At 65.9% G+C, this 18,858-nt stretch carries 17 protein-coding genes (1 of these 17 running past the window's edge); 8 read left to right on the forward strand and 9 right to left on the reverse strand.

Annotated elements, in window-relative coordinates; all coding sequences use genetic code 11:
- The first annotated feature begins 71 nt into the window (after positions 1-71).
- Positions 72-2,060: an acyltransferase family protein gene (locus ACWKSV_RS03640; protein ID WP_076715952.1), complete on the forward strand. Its 1,989-nt coding sequence runs from the start codon at positions 72-74 to the stop codon at positions 2,058-2,060.
- Between the two features lie 4 nt (positions 2,061-2,064).
- Here the strand turns inward: ACWKSV_RS03640 and ACWKSV_RS03645 are convergent, their stop codons facing one another.
- The 3 genes from ACWKSV_RS03645 to ACWKSV_RS03655 all read right to left on the reverse strand — a co-directional run bounded on the left by ACWKSV_RS03645 (position 2,065) and on the right by ACWKSV_RS03655 (position 5,696).
- Positions 2,065-3,459 carry an O-antigen ligase family protein gene (locus ACWKSV_RS03645; protein WP_083706636.1) on the reverse strand — a complete coding sequence of 465 codons (1,395 nt, stop codon included), beginning with the start codon at positions 3,457-3,459 and terminating at the stop codon, positions 2,065-2,067.
- A gap of 84 nt (positions 3,460-3,543) precedes the next feature.
- Positions 3,544-5,058 (reverse strand): outer membrane beta-barrel protein, encoded by a 1,515-nt coding sequence (locus ACWKSV_RS03650; RefSeq protein ID WP_076715957.1) that lies wholly within the window; start codon positions 5,056-5,058, stop codon positions 3,544-3,546.
- Between the two features lie 47 nt (positions 5,059-5,105).
- The gene (locus ACWKSV_RS03655; RefSeq protein ID WP_076718106.1) at positions 5,106-5,696 is read right to left on the reverse strand and encodes a polysaccharide biosynthesis/export family protein; all 591 of its coding nucleotides are present in this window, start codon (positions 5,694-5,696) and stop codon (positions 5,106-5,108) included.
- A gap of 174 nt (positions 5,697-5,870) precedes the next feature.
- Between ACWKSV_RS03655 and ACWKSV_RS03660 the strand changes: the two genes are divergently transcribed.
- Positions 5,871-6,167, forward strand: coding sequence for a hypothetical protein (locus ACWKSV_RS03660; RefSeq protein WP_076715960.1), 297 nt, complete (start codon positions 5,871-5,873; stop codon positions 6,165-6,167).
- Positions 6,168-6,318: 151 nt separating this feature from the next.
- The gene (locus tag ACWKSV_RS03665; protein WP_056432566.1) at positions 6,319-6,780 is read left to right on the forward strand and encodes a PilZ domain-containing protein; all 462 of its coding nucleotides are present in this window, start codon (positions 6,319-6,321) and stop codon (positions 6,778-6,780) included.
- Between the two features lie 45 nt (positions 6,781-6,825).
- Here ACWKSV_RS03665 and ACWKSV_RS03670 read toward each other — a convergent pair whose 3' ends face one another.
- The 4 genes from ACWKSV_RS03670 to ACWKSV_RS03685 all read right to left on the reverse strand — a co-directional run bounded on the left by ACWKSV_RS03670 (position 6,826) and on the right by ACWKSV_RS03685 (position 11,960).
- Positions 6,826-8,103: a glycoside hydrolase family 130 protein gene (locus tag ACWKSV_RS03670; RefSeq protein WP_076715962.1), complete on the reverse strand. Its 1,278-nt coding sequence runs from the start codon at positions 8,101-8,103 to the stop codon at positions 6,826-6,828.
- A gap of 93 nt (positions 8,104-8,196) precedes the next feature.
- On the reverse strand, positions 8,197-9,723 hold the full coding sequence (locus ACWKSV_RS03675) for an OprO/OprP family phosphate-selective porin (protein ID WP_083706637.1): 1,527 nt from the start codon (positions 9,721-9,723) through the stop codon (positions 8,197-8,199).
- A 105-nt stretch (positions 9,724-9,828) separates the two neighbouring features.
- Positions 9,829-11,151, reverse strand: a complete 1,323-nt coding sequence (locus ACWKSV_RS03680; RefSeq protein WP_269466543.1) for an MFS transporter — start codon at positions 11,149-11,151, stop codon at positions 9,829-9,831.
- On the reverse strand, positions 11,148-11,960 hold the full coding sequence (locus ACWKSV_RS03685) for a substrate-binding domain-containing protein (protein ID WP_082442083.1): 813 nt from the start codon (positions 11,958-11,960) through the stop codon (positions 11,148-11,150). Before ACWKSV_RS03685 ends, ACWKSV_RS03680 begins: the two co-directional genes overlap by 4 nt.
- Positions 11,961-12,139: 179 nt before the next feature.
- Here ACWKSV_RS03685 and ACWKSV_RS03690 point away from each other — a divergent pair, with 179 nt between their 5' ends.
- On the forward strand, positions 12,140-13,426 hold the full coding sequence (locus ACWKSV_RS03690; protein ID WP_083706638.1) for a cation:dicarboxylate symporter family transporter: 1,287 nt from the start codon (positions 12,140-12,142) through the stop codon (positions 13,424-13,426).
- On the opposite strand, the gene ACWKSV_RS03695 is transcribed toward ACWKSV_RS03690, so the two are convergent.
- Positions 13,355-14,284 (reverse strand): LysR family transcriptional regulator, encoded by a 930-nt coding sequence (locus ACWKSV_RS03695; protein ID WP_191864632.1) that lies wholly within the window; start codon positions 14,282-14,284, stop codon positions 13,355-13,357. The genes ACWKSV_RS03690 and ACWKSV_RS03695 overlap by 72 nt on opposite strands.
- Before the next feature lie 188 nt (positions 14,285-14,472).
- Here ACWKSV_RS03695 and ACWKSV_RS03700 point away from each other — a divergent pair, with 188 nt between their 5' ends.
- From ACWKSV_RS03700 to ACWKSV_RS03715, 4 genes are all read left to right on the forward strand, one after another.
- Positions 14,473-15,297, forward strand: a complete 825-nt coding sequence (locus ACWKSV_RS03700) for a serine hydrolase (RefSeq protein ID WP_076715969.1) — start codon at positions 14,473-14,475, stop codon at positions 15,295-15,297.
- A gap of 61 nt (positions 15,298-15,358) precedes the next feature.
- Positions 15,359-15,553 carry a DUF1289 domain-containing protein gene (locus tag ACWKSV_RS03705; RefSeq protein ID WP_042491430.1) on the forward strand — a complete coding sequence of 65 codons (195 nt, stop codon included), beginning with the start codon at positions 15,359-15,361 and terminating at the stop codon, positions 15,551-15,553.
- Positions 15,554-15,629: 76 nt separating this feature from the next.
- Positions 15,630-17,528 carry a prolyl oligopeptidase family serine peptidase gene (locus ACWKSV_RS03710; RefSeq protein WP_191864633.1) on the forward strand — a complete coding sequence of 633 codons (1,899 nt, stop codon included), beginning with the start codon at positions 15,630-15,632 and terminating at the stop codon, positions 17,526-17,528.
- 112 nt (positions 17,529-17,640) lie between these two features.
- Positions 17,641-18,546 (forward strand): crotonase/enoyl-CoA hydratase family protein, encoded by a 906-nt coding sequence (locus tag ACWKSV_RS03715; protein ID WP_076715972.1) that lies wholly within the window; start codon positions 17,641-17,643, stop codon positions 18,544-18,546.
- Here ACWKSV_RS03715 and ACWKSV_RS03720 read toward each other — a convergent pair whose 3' ends face one another.
- On the reverse strand, positions 18,547-18,858 hold the end of the coding sequence (locus tag ACWKSV_RS03720; RefSeq protein WP_191864634.1) for a putative bifunctional diguanylate cyclase/phosphodiesterase. The gene runs 1,647 nt beyond the window's last position; the window shows 312 of its 1,959 coding nt (coding positions 1,648-1,959); the start codon falls outside the window, past its right edge; the stop codon is at positions 18,547-18,549. It abuts the gene before it with no gap.

Genomic DNA, 18,858 nt, shown 5'->3' on the forward strand with positions numbered 1-18,858 from the left:
CAAGCGATTGAAGTGTTGGACGTCTTGCCTCTGGGCACAACGATGCAGGGCATAGGCGGTACGACGCGGTAATGGGGTTGGGATTCAGAGCCGATATCGAAGGTTTGCGGGCGATCGCCATTCTGGCGGTCGTGCTGTTCCACTATGACGTCGGTCATCTGGCCAACGGCTATGTCGGCGTCGACATCTTCTTCGTAATCAGTGGCTTCCTCATTACCTCCGACATTTGTCGCCGGGTCGATCAGCGGCGGTTCAGCTACCTCGATTTCTATCGGCGTCGGGCTCGTCGCCTGGTGCCGGCGCTGGTCGCAGTGATCGTCACCGCGACGCTGTTCGCTATGGTCTTCATGACACCGTACGAGCTCAAGGTTTACGCGGTCACCGCGATTTCGACGATATTCGGCATATCGAATTTCGCATTCCTGGGGTTCGTCGACTATTTTTCCCCAAAGGCGTCCCGCCAGCTGCTGATGATGGCCTGGTCGCTGTCGCTGGAGCAACAATTCTATCTGGCGTTGCCGCCCCTGATCGTCGGGATCATTCCCAAAGGCCCTCGCGCGCTGGCGAAATTCTTTGCGGTCATCATTGCATTATCCTTTGCGGCGGCGGCGGCTTTCGAATGGTATCGACCTGATGCGGCCTTTTATCTCCTGCCGTTCCGCGCCTGGGAGTTTGCTGCGGGCGCATGGTTGGCGACCGTTGATTTGACCGGCAACAAGAGGCTGGCCTCGTGCCGGTTCGCCAATGGCTTTGCGGCGCTGGGAGTTGTCCTGCTCGGATCGGCTCTGGTTATCACCTACCCCGTTTCGGTCGTCGTCCTTCGATCGCTGGCCGTGCTGGGCAGCATGGCGTTGATCGCCGCGCCTCGTTCTGTGCTGAACCGCTATGGGCTGGGGGCGAAACCCGGCGTGGTGATCGGGCGATATTCCTACTCCTGGTATCTGTGGCATTGGCCCCCATTGGCCGCGATGAACCTGCTTGGCATCGACCTGGGGTCGATGACGCGCATCGGTTTCCTGATTGGGACCTTCGCGATCGCGATGATCAGCTATGCGCTTGTCGAACAGCCCTTTCGCCGCAGCCGTCCGGCCTCTTTGCCATCGATGCGGTGCTATGGTGCCGTGCTCGGGGCGGTCGTGATCCCGCTGGGGGTAATCGATCTGAGCGGCGGGCTCTCGCGTCTCGCCTCGCCCGCGCTGAGGGAGGCGGATGGGGACGTGCGGAGCGCCATGTCCAATCCCTGCCTGACATCCTATGGCGACTCCACGCCCAGCGAGCAGCTGTCGTGCCTGCCCGTCAGCGGCAGACCCGCCGTGGCGGTCGTGGGGGACAGCCATGCCAATTCGCTGGTGGCGGGCGTGCGGCAGATTGCGGAGCGACGCTCGCTCGCCGTCTATCAGATGACCAAATCGTCATGCCAGCCTATCATCGGCTATAGCCGCGTGCTGGACCGCTATCCGATGCATCATCGCGAGTGCGCGGCGTTCATGGCGCGCGTCCTGTCGACCGTCGCCGCGCATCCGGAAATCCGGATATTGGTCCTTGCGGGATATTGGTCGTCCTTCGTCGCGCAGGACCGCCAGACCATGGTCGATCGGCCCAGCGACCCGGCCCAGCGTGCGGCGTGGATGGTCCGCCAGCGTCAGACACTGGCGGTCGGTTTGCGCCGTACGGGGGAGGTGCTTCGCAAGATGGGCCGCCAGGTGGTCATCGTGCAGGACGTTCCGCACTTCGCGATCGATCCCTATGGCGTCGCACTGGCCGATATCATGCCCCAGCGTGCGCTGGTGTCGAACTGGCTGGACGCCGATCCTAAGCACGAGGGCATAAGCGATGATCGACTGCCTCGGTCACGGGTCATTCCCGATCAGGCCCGTGGCGTGCTCGCCCATGTCGTACGACAGGTGCCGGGCGTCACGCTGTTCGACCCGACTGTGGGACTGTGTAACGAAGCCGGATGCCGGTTCCGCCATGCGGGGCACATCCTCTATGGGGACGCCCATCATCTGTCGCGCGCAGGGGCCATTTACGCCACCCGCACATTGAGTCTTCCGAATTAACCGGTCAGCGCGGCGTAGGGCTGGCCACCCAGCCGTTCCAAGTCTGGCCGTCGTCGACTGAGTTCCTGCGCAGGCGACCATTGGTAGCGGCAGCAATACAATAGAGCGCGAGGACCAGGATCGGCCAAGAGGGCTGGGGACCTAGCATCTGCCCTGCTTCGCTGGTCGAGACCAGCAGGACGAGAACGATGGCTGCTACCGATTTTTGCAACGGGCGATAGTCGGGCTTCGTCACATTCACGAGCAGGACGGCACGAAAAATCGCCCCCAGGACGATCGACAACCACACGATCAATACGGGAAAGCCGGAGTTCAACACGATTTCGAGATAGGTATTGTGCGTAGATCGGGGCCCCCAGGCGATCGTTGTCGTGAACTGCTGGAAATACGCCGTCTGGCGGAACATCGCGAAACCATGGCCCAGCCAAGGCTTGTCCAGCGCAACGGGCCAAAGCGTCTGCCATATCTCGGCGCGACCGGACAGGGTGACGTCCTTGCCGAACTGCCCTGCGACCTCACCTAGCAGTGCGGTGCCCGCGCCCCCGGCAAGCAAAATGGCAAAGACCAGGGCGCCACCGAAGGTTATCGCTCGGATGCTCCGCTGTTCGACGCGGCTCAATATGTTGATCATGACCAACACGCCGGTTCCGACAATCAGCAAGACGACAGCCGTCGATGACTTGGACAGAACGGCGCCGACCATGGCCAGTCCGCACAAGCCGACCTGCAGCAACCGGTCCCAGCGGCGAATGTTGATGTCCGGCGGAACCATCATCACGAAGGTCATCGCGCAATAGGCGCCATACGCGTTCTTGTGCACGAACATCCCGCGCATGGCCCCGTTCAGCGATCCGCTCATGAAGGCGATATGCGGAAATAGGGCGGCGTAAAGGAAGTTGATGACGAGCAGGACGCCCATCACCTTGCGCAGCAGTTCGAATGCGCCCCGCGCGCCGTAAAATGCGCGAAGGTAGATCATAGGCAATGCCAAGATGATGATCTGGACAAGTCCGCGTAGCGACATTTGGGGGTTGGCTGACGTCACGATCGAGCCGAACAGAAACACTCCGAGCAAGGCGACCATGGGGCCCATCTCGACGATGGCCCGAGCGGCCATGCGGGGCAGGGTGAGGGTCGTCAGCGCGAGGAGCGGGACGAGCGAATACAGCACGAGCTGCATCAGGAACGGGTCGTTCAGCGCATTGTCGCCCTGCGACGTGGGATACCCATACCACATCTGGGTGCTGCGATAGATGGCGATGATAGCGGCCGGGATGATGCAGTATCGGCCGACAGCCTGAATCATCCGCGACGCGTGCGCGTCCTCGCGCCGACGCCAGGGGGAATTGGCGACCGCGACGGCCCCGTCCTGCAAGCGTTCAGGCAATCCAACCTCCATGGCCTGCGATCGTCATCGATCCGTGTTCTCCGGCCGGGACCGATATGCACCGCGCCAGCGCGGCTGATGGCGTCCCGGCGGCGATCATAGGCGGAATGTGGCGCTGAGCCCGACCTGCGCGTCTTCCGGGCCGAGGTCCAGATTGAACCCGCGATCGGTGCGCCGGAGGTAGCTGACCTGCGGGCGGACGGTCCAGTGGCGATCCAGCAGCCAGTCGGCACCCAGGGTGACGCCGGTCGCCGAAGCGCGACGCGTATCCTGGACATAATCGGTGAATTGCTGCCGCAGGCCAACCGACAGGATCAGATTGCGCCGTATTTCTTCATCGACCCGCAAATTTACGGTGGTGAACAGGGCCGCACGCACGCCACGCTGCGCGACCGTTCGCAAATCCCGTTCGCCCGACAGCGAGATGGTCGTCCGATCCCGCACCAGCCAGTCGATCTGGGTATCGAAGGTTAGGCTGGAAATGGATGGTGCGGCAGGGTCCTGAAAGTCGACGCGAATGATGCCGACCCCGGCATGGCCCCGGATCAATTGGGTCAGTGCCCCGCGCAGGCCGCCGGTGAGAGTGTAGACATCGGCGTTGCTCAGCCGGATGGCGTCAGCGGTCTCGAACCGCCGCCGTTCGAAGTTGAATTGACCGTAGAGAGTCCGGCCGCCCAGCACTTCCTGTTCAAGACGGGCCTGACCCGTATAGCCCGTGAAGTTCCGGAAACGCTGGTCCGTCACTGCGCCCGTGAGCGTCCGATTGTCGCGAAAAGCGGTGCGGTTCACACCGCCCTGAGCACTCAGGCGGGTCGAGCCATATTGAACCTGCGCGCCCAGTAGTCCGCTCGTAAAATCATAGAGGGTCGGCAGCGCCAGGCTGGAGACTTCCTCCACCGCGCCGCGCTCCAGCTGGATACGCTGATGCGACGCCTCGCTGTTGAAGGACAGATGCGAGTCGGCGTCATAGCGACCGGCGCCGATCAGGCGATAGGTCGTCGTATTCTCGCTGGTGTACTGACCATATTGGCGCCGCCGGACGAAACCGCTCAGCACCGCGCGGTGGCGGCCCCAATCGGACGCGGCGTCGAATCCGCCGGTCAGATGGGCGAAGACGTCGTTGCGCGGATTTTCCTCGGCATAGACATTGGCGTCATAGGCCACGCCGGTGTCGATATAGGGATGGATGACCATCCCGCCCGCACGCAGGCCAGGTGCGTCATAGCCGGGGCGCTGGCGCAGGCGCACCGTCGTCCCCGGCAACCGCGATGCGGCCAGCGCCCGATCGGCCACGCGCTGCGTCGGCAATTCGGTCTGCTGGGTCGAGCCGGTGGGCAGGGGGATATAGGCCGGGACGGGAACGGTCGCGCCCGATTGCAGGCGCTCGCGGGTGGCTGCATCCACCGGATCGACATTATCCGGCCGTACCGTGATCGGGCGGCCGGTCTGGGGATCGACGGCACGCGGCGGCAAGGGGGCTGGCGGCAGCGGGGCCTGCGGGTCCCGCATGGGATCGCTTTGCGGCGGCAGCGTCAACCGCCCCGGCCCGGAATTCGGCGCGGTCGAGGTGGTCTGCGCCGCCACCGGCACCGCGACGGAGGTCAGCAGCACCAGCAGAGCGGGAGCGGAAATGAAGGAGCGAGACACCGGGGCAGCCCTTAGAAATGGACCTCGGGCACCTGGATCGTATCGCCGGGGCGGATCTCGACATTGGCGTCCGCATCCACGCTGTAATAGCTCTGCCCATTGGCGCGCCGCAGCAGCAGGCGACGTTCGTTCGCGCGGTAGGTATAGCCGCCCGCCACCGCGATCGCCGCGGTCAGGGTCGTGCCTTCGCGCGCCGGATAATTGCCCGGCCGCTGGACCTCGCCCAGGATCGAGAAGGTGCGGAAGTCATAGACCTCGACCGAGACGCTGGGATTGCGCACGAAGCCCGAACCCAGGCGACGGGTGAGTTCTGCCTCGACCTGGGCGCGGGTCATGCCCTTGACCGGCACTTCGCCGACCAGCGGCATGGTGATGGCGCCGGTGCCGTTGACCGAGAATTCGCCGCTCAGCTCCGGCTCGCGATAGACGTTGACGCGCAGCTTGTCGCCGACGCCCAGCGTATAGGGCTGGTTGGCCTGGCCATATTCCGATGCGGGCAGCGGTGGGGCCGGTGCCGTCGCGCATCCGCTCAACACGGCGCTGCTCGCCAGCATGGCCAGCATGGCAGGGCGAAGGCCGGCAAGCCGCTTGATGATCGACATGGTGATCCCCTTGGTCCGTTTGATGTCGCAAATGGCATATTTCACCATCCCGTCACAAGGCGAAGTGCACAGGCTGATTTATGGATAACATCGGGTTAACCAGCCGGATTAAGTCCCGTCTAAACACGGTGGCCTAAGGCGGTTCCCATCGACACCAACCGTTTGGGGTTTGCCATGCGAAACAGTCTAGCCCGCAAGGTCACGGCGGACGCGCCGACCGGCACCGAAGCGGCCACGCCCGCCCAGGGCACGGCCGCGTCGCCCGCCGCCTCGCCCGTGCACGCCTTGCAAGAGCGTCTGTGGGAAGAGTTCGACCCCAGTCGGGAACGGATCGTGCTGGCCAGCTTCAGCAACAAGCAGCCGGCCAAAATCGAGTCCCTCCACCGCCTGCGAGCCCCGGCCTTGATCCTGGTCGGCGGCGTCGGCGGCTGGGCATTGTTCTTCGCCGGATCGGTGCTTGGCCTTTATTGATCCGCTTTTCGCACCGACCATTCCCACTCCCTCGTTTGTCCCGTATCGAGACGTTGCCGCTTATGTCGTCGGTGTCATCTTCGCATGACCCCGGCGGCGCGGTGGACGGTTCGGACGGGGCCGAATGCGACCCCCTTCAGAAGGCATTGGCATGAATCTGGCGAAGACCGCATATGATGTCGCCGAATATCGTAGCGAAGAGCGGATCCCGCTGGATCGTCGCGGCGTTCTGCGCATCGGCGGTGACCCGCATCCGCATGACGTCGTTGTCCTCGACCTGACCCGAGAGGGTTGCCGCATCGAGACCGACCTGCCGGTGGTGCACGGCGCGACGATCGAGATCGGCCTGGCCAATATCGGCCGCGTTCAGGCGACGGCGGTGTGGCAGAGCATCGGCAATCTGGGGTGCCTGTTCGACCGGCCTTTGCCGCCCGGCGCGGTGACGGCGGCGCAAGGGCCGACCAATATCCTGTCCTTCACGGCCGACCCCGTGCCCGCCGCCGAGACGAGGACGGTGCACAAGCTTACGACCCGTACCCGCCTGGCGATCCTCGGCGGGGCCTGTGTCCTGTCCTGGGGCGTGATCTGCGCGGCGGTCCTGGCCATCAGCTGAGCCGCCGTTTCGGGCGAGCGCGGTCCGTCGGAACCGGCTCGCCCCTTACACCATGACCGATAGCAGATCGTCGACGCTGCCGGTCGCAAAGGCGGTGTACTGGTCGCCAATGGCATAGGGCAGCAGGATGTGGCGCTTATGAAGCAGCGCGCCGCAGCTATAGGTGACGTTGGGCACGTAGCCGCCGCGCTGTTCCGCCGACGGGAACAGGATCGGCGAATGCGTACGCGCAAGGACCTTGGCCGGATTGTCCTTGTCGAGCAGACATGCACCCACGCAATAACCCCGGACCATGCCGACCCCGTGGGTGAAGACCAGCCAGCCCTCGTCAATCTCGATCGGTGAGCCGCAATTGCCGATCTGGACGAACTCCCACGGATATTGCGGGCCCATGATCCGCATCCCTTCGTCCCAGATGTGAAGGTCGTCCGAATAGAGCAGCCACAGATTCACATTGTCCTGCCGCCCGATCATGGCGAAACGGTCGCCGATCCGACGTGGAAACAGGGCCATGCCCTTGTAGCCCGAAAGGCGGCCGGTCAGCGGCCGCATCTCGAAACTCTGCTCGTTGATGCCGCGCAGCAGTTCGCACCGGGCGGTCTGGCCGTCAAAGGCGGTATAGGTGCCGATGACGCTGCGCACGCCGTCATGATCGGTGAAATGGACCAGCCGCAAGTCCTCGATGCCGCTTCGCTGGGTGGGCAGGATCGGGAAGATCACGGTTTCTGAGATATCCTGGCTGTCGTCGGCGCGCATCCGAACCCATTCGCCGTCCTCGCTGTCGATACGCGGAGGAACACCCTGCGAACTGGCCGCATCGACGGTCAGTCCCGTCGCGCCGTCCCAGGTGCCGGTGCGAAAGGTGACGGACGAGATATGCCCTTCTCCGACGCCGCGCAGCGACAGGAGGAAGCGGATGCTCTGGTCGTCCGGGTCTTGGTCGGGCAGGGTGACGATGCTGGGATTGAACAGCGCGGCGGACTCGAAGGCATATTCCTGGCTGAAATAAGCCCCCAGCAGCAGGCGGTCGCAATCCCGCTCGACCCCTATGTCGCCAATGTCCGCCTTGATCTGGTCGAAACGGCGGAGGAACACATTGTCGACATTGCGGTGGCGCTGCCTCATCGCGTCATGGAGCAAATCGAGCATCCGGTCGCGTGTCGCCGGATCGAGTGCCATGACGTGCCGGGCGACGCATTCGGCCCTGCTGGGCTTGCGGTCGAACGCCTCGGGATAGTCGAAGCGGAACGGGCGGATGACGGTACGCGAGGGATCGGGCTTCAGTTCGACATCGAGCTTGGTGAAGACATCTGCGGCATTCATGCGCTTTTCGCTCCTGTGCGTCCATGGCGGGGCTGACCCGTCTGTCCGTCCAGCGCATGGGCGCAGTCTTGCGTTCCGTTTCGTTTCGTTGCCTTAGAAGGCGATCTGGACGCGGCCGATCAGGGTCTGGCCATGATCGTTCGCGCCGCCGAGCTGGGCGGGGTTGGCGATGGTCCAGTCGATCGCGTTCAGCTGTAGCCGGACGAAATTGTTCAGATACCAGTTGATGCCCAGCGTCAGTGCGGTTCCCCGTCCGGCGGTGGGATTGTCGCTGTAGTCCAGCTCCTCGTAACGGGTGGCAAGCTCGATCGCGCCGCGCCCGCCCGAGGTGAAGGGACGCAGGACCTTGGGGCGGCTCCACACGCCGCCGCGCGTCAGATAGGGCGGGGTCTCGCCGGTCAGGAACCAGCCCGCCTGCACCGCCCAGGCCGATTGATCGGTCGCGGTCCCTGCGCGGTTCTCGATCCGCCGCGTGCCATATTCGCCATATGCCCAGAGCGACTTGTGGAAGGTGCCCAGCTCGAAACCATAGCCTGTGCCCGCCGTCGCGCCGGTGAAGGTGCCGGGCAGAATCCGCAGATTGTCGTTGAAGAAGCCGCCGACCGCGATGCTGCGCGTCGGGCGGGTCGCGTCGGCGGCGATCGTCTCGCGAAAGCCCCAGACGCCCAGATGGACCAGCCAGTCGGCGGTCTTGACCGGGTTCCAATGCGCGCGCCCCGCGATGGTCAGGCCGTCGCTTTGCGTGCCCGGATTGCTGATGTCGTCGCCCGACACCTGCACCCCGACATGCCAGCCATCGCCATAGATGCGGGCGGCCGCGCCCAGCCCGAAAAAGCCGCGCACCGGGATGATGCCCTGGCCGACGAAATTGCGTTCGAGAAACGGGACCGAGATGGTGCCGCTCGACCCGTCCAGCCCGCGATCGTTCAGCCGATTGCCCAGCGCGAACTCGGCCTGCTGTCCCAGAAAGCCAGTGGTCCAGGCAAGATAGGCGGATTTGATCGCTGGGTCATTGTCCGCGAAATCGCCCTCCAGCAGATAAGAAAGGTGCGGGCCGATCGATCCCTCGAAACCCAGGCGGAGCGAGCGGGCGGTGGTGGCGGTGATGTTCCGGTTCGGGTGCGCGCTGCCGGTCGTGGCGGCGGCGTCGACCAGGATGCGGCCGCGCGGCCGGAAGGAGAAGCGGCCATCCGCGCTCGTAAATTCGGGCGTGCCCTTCGACCAGTCGACATGCACGCCGTCCTTCTGCGCCTTTTCGATCCGCGCCAGCCGTGCGTCGAGCGAGGGCGGGTGCGCGTCGCTGGGCAGCGACTGGCCGAGCGGCGCGGGAGTCCGGGCCGCCTGCGGGGCCTGCGCCGCAATCTGCGGCGGGGCGGAGGGATGCGCGTCGCTGGGCAGCGGCTGGCCGAGCGGGGCGGCGGCGAGCGCCTGGGGCTTGCCGCCTTCGACCGCCGCCAGCCGGGCTTCCAGCCGCTCGATCTGCGCCTGTTGCTGTTCGACGAGGCGGGTCAGGCGCGCGACATCGTCATTGCGTTGTGCTGGGGCGGGGGCGGGGGTGGTTTGCGCGGCGACCGGCAGCGGCGCGCACAGGCCGATCGCGAGCAGGGCTCCACGATACATTTCGGCATCCTCTCAGGGGTGGGCGAGAGGCTTCTTGGCCGCCGCCTCGAATTGTTCAGGAAGGGAAACCGCCGCACCCCCTTCAGGAGTGCGGCGGTTCGGGGATCAGTCGGCGCTGCGGCGCATGCGCGACCCGATCAGCAGCGCGAGTAGCGAGAGCAGTGCGGCGGCGGCGCACCAGGCACCGGGGATCGCCTTGTCACCGGTCGCACCGATCAGCGCGGTGCTGATCGCGGGCGTGAAGCCGCCGAAGATCGCGGTGGCCAGGCTATAGGCCAGGCTGAAGCCGACGGTGCGGACATGCGCCGGGATCGCCTCGGTCAGGTACACGATGAACGCGCCGTTATAGGTGGCATAGATGGCGGCGAGCAGCAGCTCGACCGTCAGCAGTCGCCCGAAGCTGGGTGCGGCGACCAGCCAGCTCATCAGCGGATAGGCGAGCAGCGCGCCGAGCAGCGTGGCGGTGATCAGCAGCGGCCGACGCCCGATCCGGTCCGACAGCGCCCCCATGACCGGCAGCAGAACGAAGTTGGTGACGCCGACGCAGGCGGTGACGAACAGCGCGGCACCGGGGGTCAGCGACAGCACCTTGTTGCCGAAGGTCGGGGTATAGGCGGTGATCATGTAGAAGAAGACGGTCGTCATCACCGCCATCAGCGCGCCCTGAAGCACCACGCCCCAGTTGCTGCCGATGGTCCGCATGATCTGCGACAGCGGCGGATGCTCCTTGCGCTTCAGGAAGACTTCGGTCTCCTCCATGTGGCGACGGATGACGAACAGGAAGGGGATCATCACGCAGCCGATGATGAACGGGATGCGCCAGCCCCAGGCCTGCATCGTCTCGGGCGACAGGCTGGTCGACACGATCAGGCCGATCAGCGCGGCGAAGACCACCGCGGCCTGCTGGCTGGCCGACTGCCAGGAACAGAAGAAGCCCTTGCGGTTCGGCGGCGCGATCTCGTTCAGATAAACCGACACGCCGCCGACCTCGACGCCCGCCGACAGGCCCTGGACGAGCCGTCCGAGCAGGATGATGACGGGTGCGGCGACGCCGATCTGCGCATAGGTGGGCGTCACCGCGATGGCGAGCGTGCCCAGCGCCATCAGGCCGAGCGTCAGCAACAGGCCCTGCCGCCGTCCATGCTTGTCGATATAGGCGCCCAGCACCAGCGCGCCGACCGGGCGCATCAGGAAGCCCGCGCCGAAGGTCATCAGGGTCAGCATCAGCGAGGCGAACTCGCTGCCGGTCGGGAAGAACGCCTTTGAAATGTAGGTGGCGTAATAGCCGAACACCATGAAGTCGAACATTTCCAGGAAGTTGCCGCTGGCAACGATGAAGATCGACTTGAAGGCGGACTTGCGGCGCTCGGCCGAGACCGGGGATGCGGTATCGGCGGCGGGGGGGAAGGGCATGGTGGAGGTGTTCATGGCTTGGCCTTTTGCGAGGCGGGTTCCAATCCGCTGTCGCGGATGATCGGATAGGCTTTGGGCGAGGACAGATAGGCGATCAGCGCGCGGGCCTCGGCCTGACGCGGCGACCAGGCGACGACGCCTGCCGAGAAGGGCGTCACCTTCTGCAACGAGTCCGGGATCAGCCCGACGATGCGGATGCCCTTGACGGTCTTCAACTCGCTGAGCTGCTGGAAGCCGATCTCGGCTTGGCCGGTGGCGACGATCTGGCCCACCGGGGTGGCGGGGATCATCCGGCCCTTGGGGCGCACCTGATCGGTGACGCCCAGCCGGTCGAGCATGGTCGACTGGATATAGACGCCAGACGCGCTGTCCGACCATGCTACCGACTTGGCGTTGACCAGGGTCGAGCGCAGCGCATCGGGAGTGGAGATGTCGGGGGCAGGGGCTCCCGCCTTCACCGCCATGGCGATCTTGGACAGGCCCAGATCGACTTCGGTGCCCTTCGCGACCAGACCCTGATCGGCGAGCTTGTCCAGTCCGCTGCGCGCGAGGATGACGACATCGGCGTCCTCATGCCGGGCCAGCCGGTTGGGGATCGCCTGCGGCGTGTCACCCATCGAGGGGCCGTGCTCGGCAACGATATGGACGCCGGTGTCGCGCTCATATTTCGCCGCCAGTGCGTGGAAGGCGGCGGTGAAGCCGCCCGACGTCACGACGTGCAGCTCGCGGACTTTGGCGGGCTTCGTATCGCGGGCGAGGGCGGGTGCGCTGACGGCGTTCAGTCCCAGCAGCAATGCCAGCCCCAGCGCGGCGCGGCGGGGCATTACGGTTCGGAACCTTGGAGATCGGGCTTTCATCATACCTCTCTTCTGGCCGTCCCGCTCGCTCGCGGGTTCTAGTCGTTGCACTGTCTTGTCGTGGCAGGGGCTTGAGCCATCGTGCCTCACGCGGCACTAAGCCTCACGCAGGGCGCGTCGATCAAATGCAATGATCGGTCCGCTTGATGCGTTTCGTGCATATATTGGGAGCGGATCGGGTCTTGCGCGTCTTGCGGCACCTTTATGTTCAGATGCTGATCGGCATCGTCGCCGGGACGCTGATCGGCGCGCTGGCCCCGGCGTTCGGACGCGATCTGGGGCCGCTGGGCATCGCTTTCGTAAAGGCGATGCGGATGATGGTGCCGCCGGTGCTGTTCTGCACCATCGTCGAGGGGATCGTCCGCCACGGCGCCGCGCGCGACACGGGCGCCACGGTGCTGCGCAGCCTGATCGTCTTCCTCGGCATCACCATCGCCGCGCTCGCCATCGGGCTGGGCGTCGCGGCGCTGATGCAGCCGGGGCGCGGCCTGCCGCTGCCGCCATATGGCGAGGCGGTGGCCGAGGTGGAGCGGCAGCTGGCCGGGCGGCACATCACCGGGCCGGGCGATTTCCTGGTGCGTATCGTGCCCGATACGCTGTTCTCCGCCTTTACCGCGGGCGATGTCCTGCCGGTATTGTTCGTTGCCGGGCTGGTCGGGTTCGGCCTGCTTCGCATCGGTGAGGCGGGCGCGCCGATCGTGCGCGGGATCGAAGCGCTGACCCGGTTGCAATTCGCGATCTTCGGCTTCCTGATCCGCGCCGCGCCGGTGGGGGCGTTCGGGGCGATCGCCTATACGGTCGGCACCTATGGCGTCGGGTTCATCGGCTCGCTGGGGCTGTTGTTCGCGACACTGGCGCTGGCGTGCGGTCTCTTGATCGCTGCGCTGGTTCTGCTGGTGTGGATCACCACGGGGATTGGCGGCGGCACCCTGCTGCGCGTGTTCCGCGACGAAATCCTGATCGTGCTGGGCACCTCCTCGACCGAGGTGGTGCTGCCGCGCCTGATCCTGAAGCTGGAGGCGCTGGGCGTGCCCCGCAGCGTGGCGGGACTGACCGTTCCTTTGGGCTATTCGCTCAATCTGGCGGGCACGGCGGTGTATCTGGTCGTCGCGACGCTGTTCCTGGGCGAGGCGCTGGGCATCGCGCTTACCCCGGAGCGGGTCGCCGTCTATCTGGGCGTGATGCTGATCACCTCCAAGGCGGCGGCGGGGGTGACGGGCAGCGGTTTCTCGGCGCTGTTGCTTACCCTGTCGCTGCTGCCCGATATTCCGGTCGGGGCGGCGGCGATGCTGATCGCGGTCGACCGTTTCCTGTCGGAAATCCGCGCGCTGACCAGCGGCACGGCCAATGTCTCGGCCTCGTTACTCGTCGCGCGCTGGGGCGGGACGCGGTTCGGCAGCCCAGGCATCGGTGAGCAGCCCCATCAGCCGTGACGCGGCCGGGGACAGCGTGGCGGAGCTGCGGCGCAGCACGCCGATGGTGCGCGTGACCTCAGCGCCGCGCAGCGGCCGCCAGACCAGATGGCGCGCGTCCGGCCCCTCGCACGCCAGGCGCGGCAGCACCGACGGGCCCAGTCCCGCCTGCACCAGCGCCAGCGCCGAGGTCAGCCGCGTCACCTCGTAGAACCAGCGCAACTCGATGCCCGCACGCGCCAGCCCGGCGTCGAGCGCGGTCCGGTTGCCGCTGCCCGGATGGACCGTCACCAGCCGCAGCCCGGCCAGATCGCTCCAGGCCGGATCGGCGAGATCGGCCAGCGGATCGTCCTTTCGGCAGACCAGGCCATAAGGATCGTCGGTCAGCGGCTCATAGACCATGTCCCCGTCCGACGAGACGGGCAGGGTGATGGCGAACTCGGCCTGTCCCGTCCGCACCGCCTCGGCGCATTCGGTCGCCGACAGATCGAGCACGCGCACCCGGACGTTGCGATAGTCGCGGCCCAGCGCTTCCAGAACGTCCGGCAGGAAACGCACCGTCGCGCTGGGGATGCTGGCGATGGTCAGCCGTCCCGCCTGTCGCTCGCCCGAGGCCATCATGCCGAGCAGCGATTCGTCCAGTTCCTCCAGCAGACGGCGGAGTAGCGGCAATATCTCCTTGCCCGCCGGGGTCAGCCGCACCATCCGCGTCGTCCGTTCCAGCAGGGGGGTGCCGACCGTCGCCTCCAGCTTCTGGACACGGCGGCTGATCGCCGGTTGCGACAGGTTCAGCTGCTCGGCGGCGCGCGGGAAGCTCTTGCCGTCCGCGATGGCGACGAACACCCGTATGTCCAGCAGCTCGAAATTCATGGAAGCCATGAGGGACGGTAACAGCACCGACCGGCGCTAGGCCAGCCGCCGCCTGCCGCACGTCCGACCGACTCGCCGCAAAGCCCGCATATTTCTGCGCGACGCGTCCGGATTTTTTGGTTAGCGTCGCTGCCGCTGATTCCGTCTTCGATCGAGTAAGCTGTATGCGTTTTACCACGCTTTCCCGTCTTCTCCTGATGGGCATTGCGACCTGTTGCGCTATTCCCGCCCCGGCCTCCGCACGGTCGCTGGAACTCGTCGAGCTCCAGCGCGACATGAACGCGCTGCTGGCTGGCCGGTCGGGTGAATATGGAATCGCGGCGATCGACCTGGACGACGGCTCGACCGCGATGGTCAATGGCGGAATCCCCTTTCCGATGGCAAGCACGGTCAAGCTGGCCATTGCGGGCGCCTATCTGGCGGAGGTGGACCAGGGCCGACGCAGCCTGAACGACATGGTCAACGGCCGCACCGCCGCCAAGGCGATGGAGGCGATGATCGTGCGCAGCGACAATCTGGCGGCCGACCAGATGTTCGCCACGCTCGGTGGCCCGGCCAAGGTCCAGCAATGGGTCTTGTCGCACAACATCAGCGGGATGCGGGTCGACCGCACCATCGCGCAGCTGCTTCGCGAGCGCGGGCATCTGGCCGATATCAAGGATGTCGCCACGCCGGTCGCGATGGTCCAGCTGCTGAGGATTCTCGACAGCGGGACGGCACTCTCCAGCCAGAGCCGGGCCTATCTGCTGGGCCTGATGCGCCAATGCCGGACGGGCACCCGCCGCATCCGCGGGCTGCTTCCGGCCGGGACGTTGGTGGAGGACAAGACGGGCACGCTCGACGGCATCACCAACGATGTCGGGTTCATCACCATGCCCGACGGTCGCCGTGTCGCGATCGCCGTCTTCGCGCGGGGAGGGCGGGACCGCCAGCCCGTCATCGCGGAAGTTTCCCGCATGATCTACGACCGTTTCGCCGACAGCGTCCGCAACGCGGTCGCCGCCTTCATGCGGTTGCGGTGAACGGCTGCGTTATGATTGTCGAGGCGGGGCAGAGGGATAGCGGGCCTATCATGGTGCGCGGATGAAGAGTCCCTGCATCAGCATATGCCGTTTCGATGGCCGCACCGGCTGGTGCGTGGCGTGCGCCCGGACCCTGCCGGAATGCCGGGAGTGGAAAAAGGCCCCGCGCCCCCGGCTTCTGGCGATCAGCAAGGCACTGCCGGCGCGGCTGGCCAAACTGGACGCGCGCGGTATCCGCGTGGTCGAGGATGCGTGACCATCCTGCCACGACCGCCCCGTAGTTCAGTATCTTGTCACCTTTGCCTGCCATCATCTTCCATCAAGGATCGCCGATGCGTCTTCCTCTAGCCCTTCTGCTCGCCTCGGCCGTCGCGTTTCCGACGCAGGCGGCGGTGCATCGTTATCTCGGCCTGACGATGGCGCCCTCGGGCAACGAGGTCGCCGCGATCGAGCCGGGCGAGAACAACCATCCCGGTATCGTCGTGCGTTCGGCGCGCGACGGACGCGTGGTGCGGCGGATCGATCCTTGCACGACGTGCAGCTATTCGGGGCTGACCTATGCCCCGCAGGGCGACGGCCTGGCCTTTCTGGCGCGGGACGGCGGCGTCGCCACGCTGATGATCGCGCGCGGTGACACGGTACGGCCAGTTGCGACCGTCGAGGGCCTCGCCTCGACCCCGCGCTTCTCGCCCGATGGCAAGCGGGTGGCGATGCTCATCACACTGGGCGCGACGAAGGATGTCGGTGCGACCCAGGCGGGCGCGCGGCAGGTCGGCGAGATCGGCGTCGCCAATGACGAACAGCGCCTCGCCATCGTGGCGGTCGGGGAGGGGGCACCCGCCAAAGCCGTGCCGCTGTCGCCGCAGGGCCGCTACATTTACGAATATGACTGGACGCCCGATGGCTCGGCTTTGGTCGTGACCTCGGCGCTGGGCAATGGCGATGCGAACTGGTGGGTGGCGACGCTCGACCGGGTGGACGCGACGACCGGCGCGGTCACGGCGATCGCCAAGCCCGCCACCCAGTTGAACATGCCGCGCGTGTCGCCGGATGGAAAGACCGTCGCCTATATCGGCGGGCTGATGAGCGATTTCGGCTCGATCGGCGGCGATGTCTGGACGGTGCCGCTTGCCGGGGGCACGCCGGTCAACCAGACCAGGGGCCAGCCGATGACCTTCACCGCGCTGACCTGGACGAAGGGCGGATTGCGCGCGGCGACGCTGCGCAACGAGCAGATGGGGGCTGTCGCTCTGACGCCGGGCCAAGCCCCGCGTCCGCTCTTCGCCCGGCCCGTGGGCCTGTCGGCCGGAGACGGCAAGATCGCATGGAATGCCAAGGGCGACATGGCGGCCAGCGTCATCGAGGACTTTACCCATGCACCAGCTGTCTATGCGGGGCGCGCGACCGATCTGCGCCAGATCACCCATGACAATGACGCCCAACAGCCCGCCGTTCAGGCGCGCAGCGTGACCTGGACGAACGAGGGCTTCACCGTCCAGGGCTGGCTGCTGTCGCCGCTGACGGCAAAGCCCGATGCCAGGGCGCCCATGATCGTGCAGGTCCACGGCGGCCCCAGCGCCGCCAGCACGCCGCGCTTCATCGAAAAGGGATTGGCCAGCGCGTTCGAGGATGCGGGCTATTACCGCTTCCTGCCCAATCCACGTGGCTCCTATGGGCAGGGCGAGGCCTTTACCGCCGCGAACAAGCGCGATTTCGGCGGCGGCGACCTGCGCGACATTCTGGCCGGGATCGATGCGGTCGAGAAGCTCGCGCCGATCGACGACGCCCGGCTGGGCCTGACCGGCTGTTCGTACGGCGGCTTCATGGCGATGTGGGCCAACACGCAGACCAATCGCTTCAAGGCGATCGTAGCGGGGGCGGGCCTGTCCGACTGGGTCAGCTATTACGGGACCAACGGCATCAACACTTGGATGATCCCGTTTTTCGGCAAGTCGGTCTATGACGACTATCGGGCCTATGAGGATGTCTCGGCGGTCTATCACGTCAAGACGGCGCGGACCCCGACCTTCATCTATGTCGGCGAACGCGATATCGAGGTGCCGCCCACCCAGTCGGTCGAATGGTGGAATGCGCTAAAGAGCCAGAACGTGCCGACCAGCCTCGTCATCTATCCCGATGCCGGACACTGCGTGCCGACCCAGGCCCCCGACGTGATGAAGCGACAACTGGCATGGTTCGGCAAATATTTGGGCCAGTCATCCGCTAACTAACGTATTATAAGGCCGAAACTGTCGCGCACGGGACAGTTTCGGCAAGGGGCGCGATCGGCGTCCGGGCTATTCTCGACAGGCAGCATGGTGCTGCATGTCGAGAGTATCACCGATGACCGCTTATGACCCCAAAATGGCGAACGACTTCCGCGATGGCCGCGCCTCGCTCATGTCGGATACCGTCCGCGCGCTCAGCTTCGAGCAGCTGGAAACGCAATATGACGACGCCGCCCACACGCTCTGGACCGCGATGCGCCCGCGTGAGCGGCCCAGCTTCAATCCCGATCTGCTGAGCGATTTCGAGCGCTGGCAGGACGGGATCGTGCAGGCGGTCGACAGCGGCACGCTGCCGATCCGCTATCTCGTGCTCGGCTCGCGTTTTCCCGGCGTATTCTCGCTGGGCGGCGATCTCGACCTGTTTGCGCAGGCGATCCGCGACCGCAACCATGACGCGCTGGCCCGTTACGGCCATCGCTGCGTCCGCATCCTCTATCGCAACATGCGCGGACTGGAACGGCCGATCATCACCATCGGCCTGGTCGAGGGGGACGCGCTGGGCGGCGGGTTCGAGGCGCTTCTGTCCTTCCACGTCGTCATTGCCGAACGGGGCACCAGCTTCGGCCTGCCCGAAACGATGTTCGGCCTGTTCCCGGGCATGGGGGCGCATTGCTTTCTGTCGCGGCGGCTGGGCGCGGCGAGGGCCGAGCGGATGATCCTGAGCGGCCGGACCTATAGCGCCGAGGAACTGTACGAGATGGGCCTCGTCCATGGCCTCGCCGAGCGGGGCGAGGGGCGGCACATGGTCGCCGACTATATCCGCCAGAACGAGCGGCGGCACAGCGCCCATTGCGCCATCTACGAGGCGTCGCGGGCGGTCAATCCGCTGCCGCTGGAGGAGCTGGAAGCCGTGGTCGACCTCTGGGCCGACGCTGCGCTGCGGCTGACCGAGGGAGACCTGAAGCGGATGGAGCGGCTGGTCGCCGCGCAAAGCCGTTTGCGGGACAAGGCCGTAGCCTGATCAACCGGCCCCGGGCAGGCGAACCGCTTGTCCGGGGCTTCGCTCGCCGATGGCGGCCTCGGCGAACAAGGCGGCCACCTCCGCGGCGGGCATCGGCTTGGCCAACAGATAGCCCTGCACCGCATCGCACCGCGTCCGGCGCAGCTGGTCGAGCTGGGCGGGCGTCTCCACTCCTTCGGCCACCGTCCGCATGCCGAGCTTGGCGGCAAGTTCGACAATGGTCTGCACGATCGCGATCGAGGCGGGGTTATGCTCCAGATCCATTACGAAGGAACGGTCGATCTTCAGTGTCTGAAACGGAAATTGGGTCAG

This window comes from Sphingomonas sp. SphC10 (genome assembly GCF_057004845.1).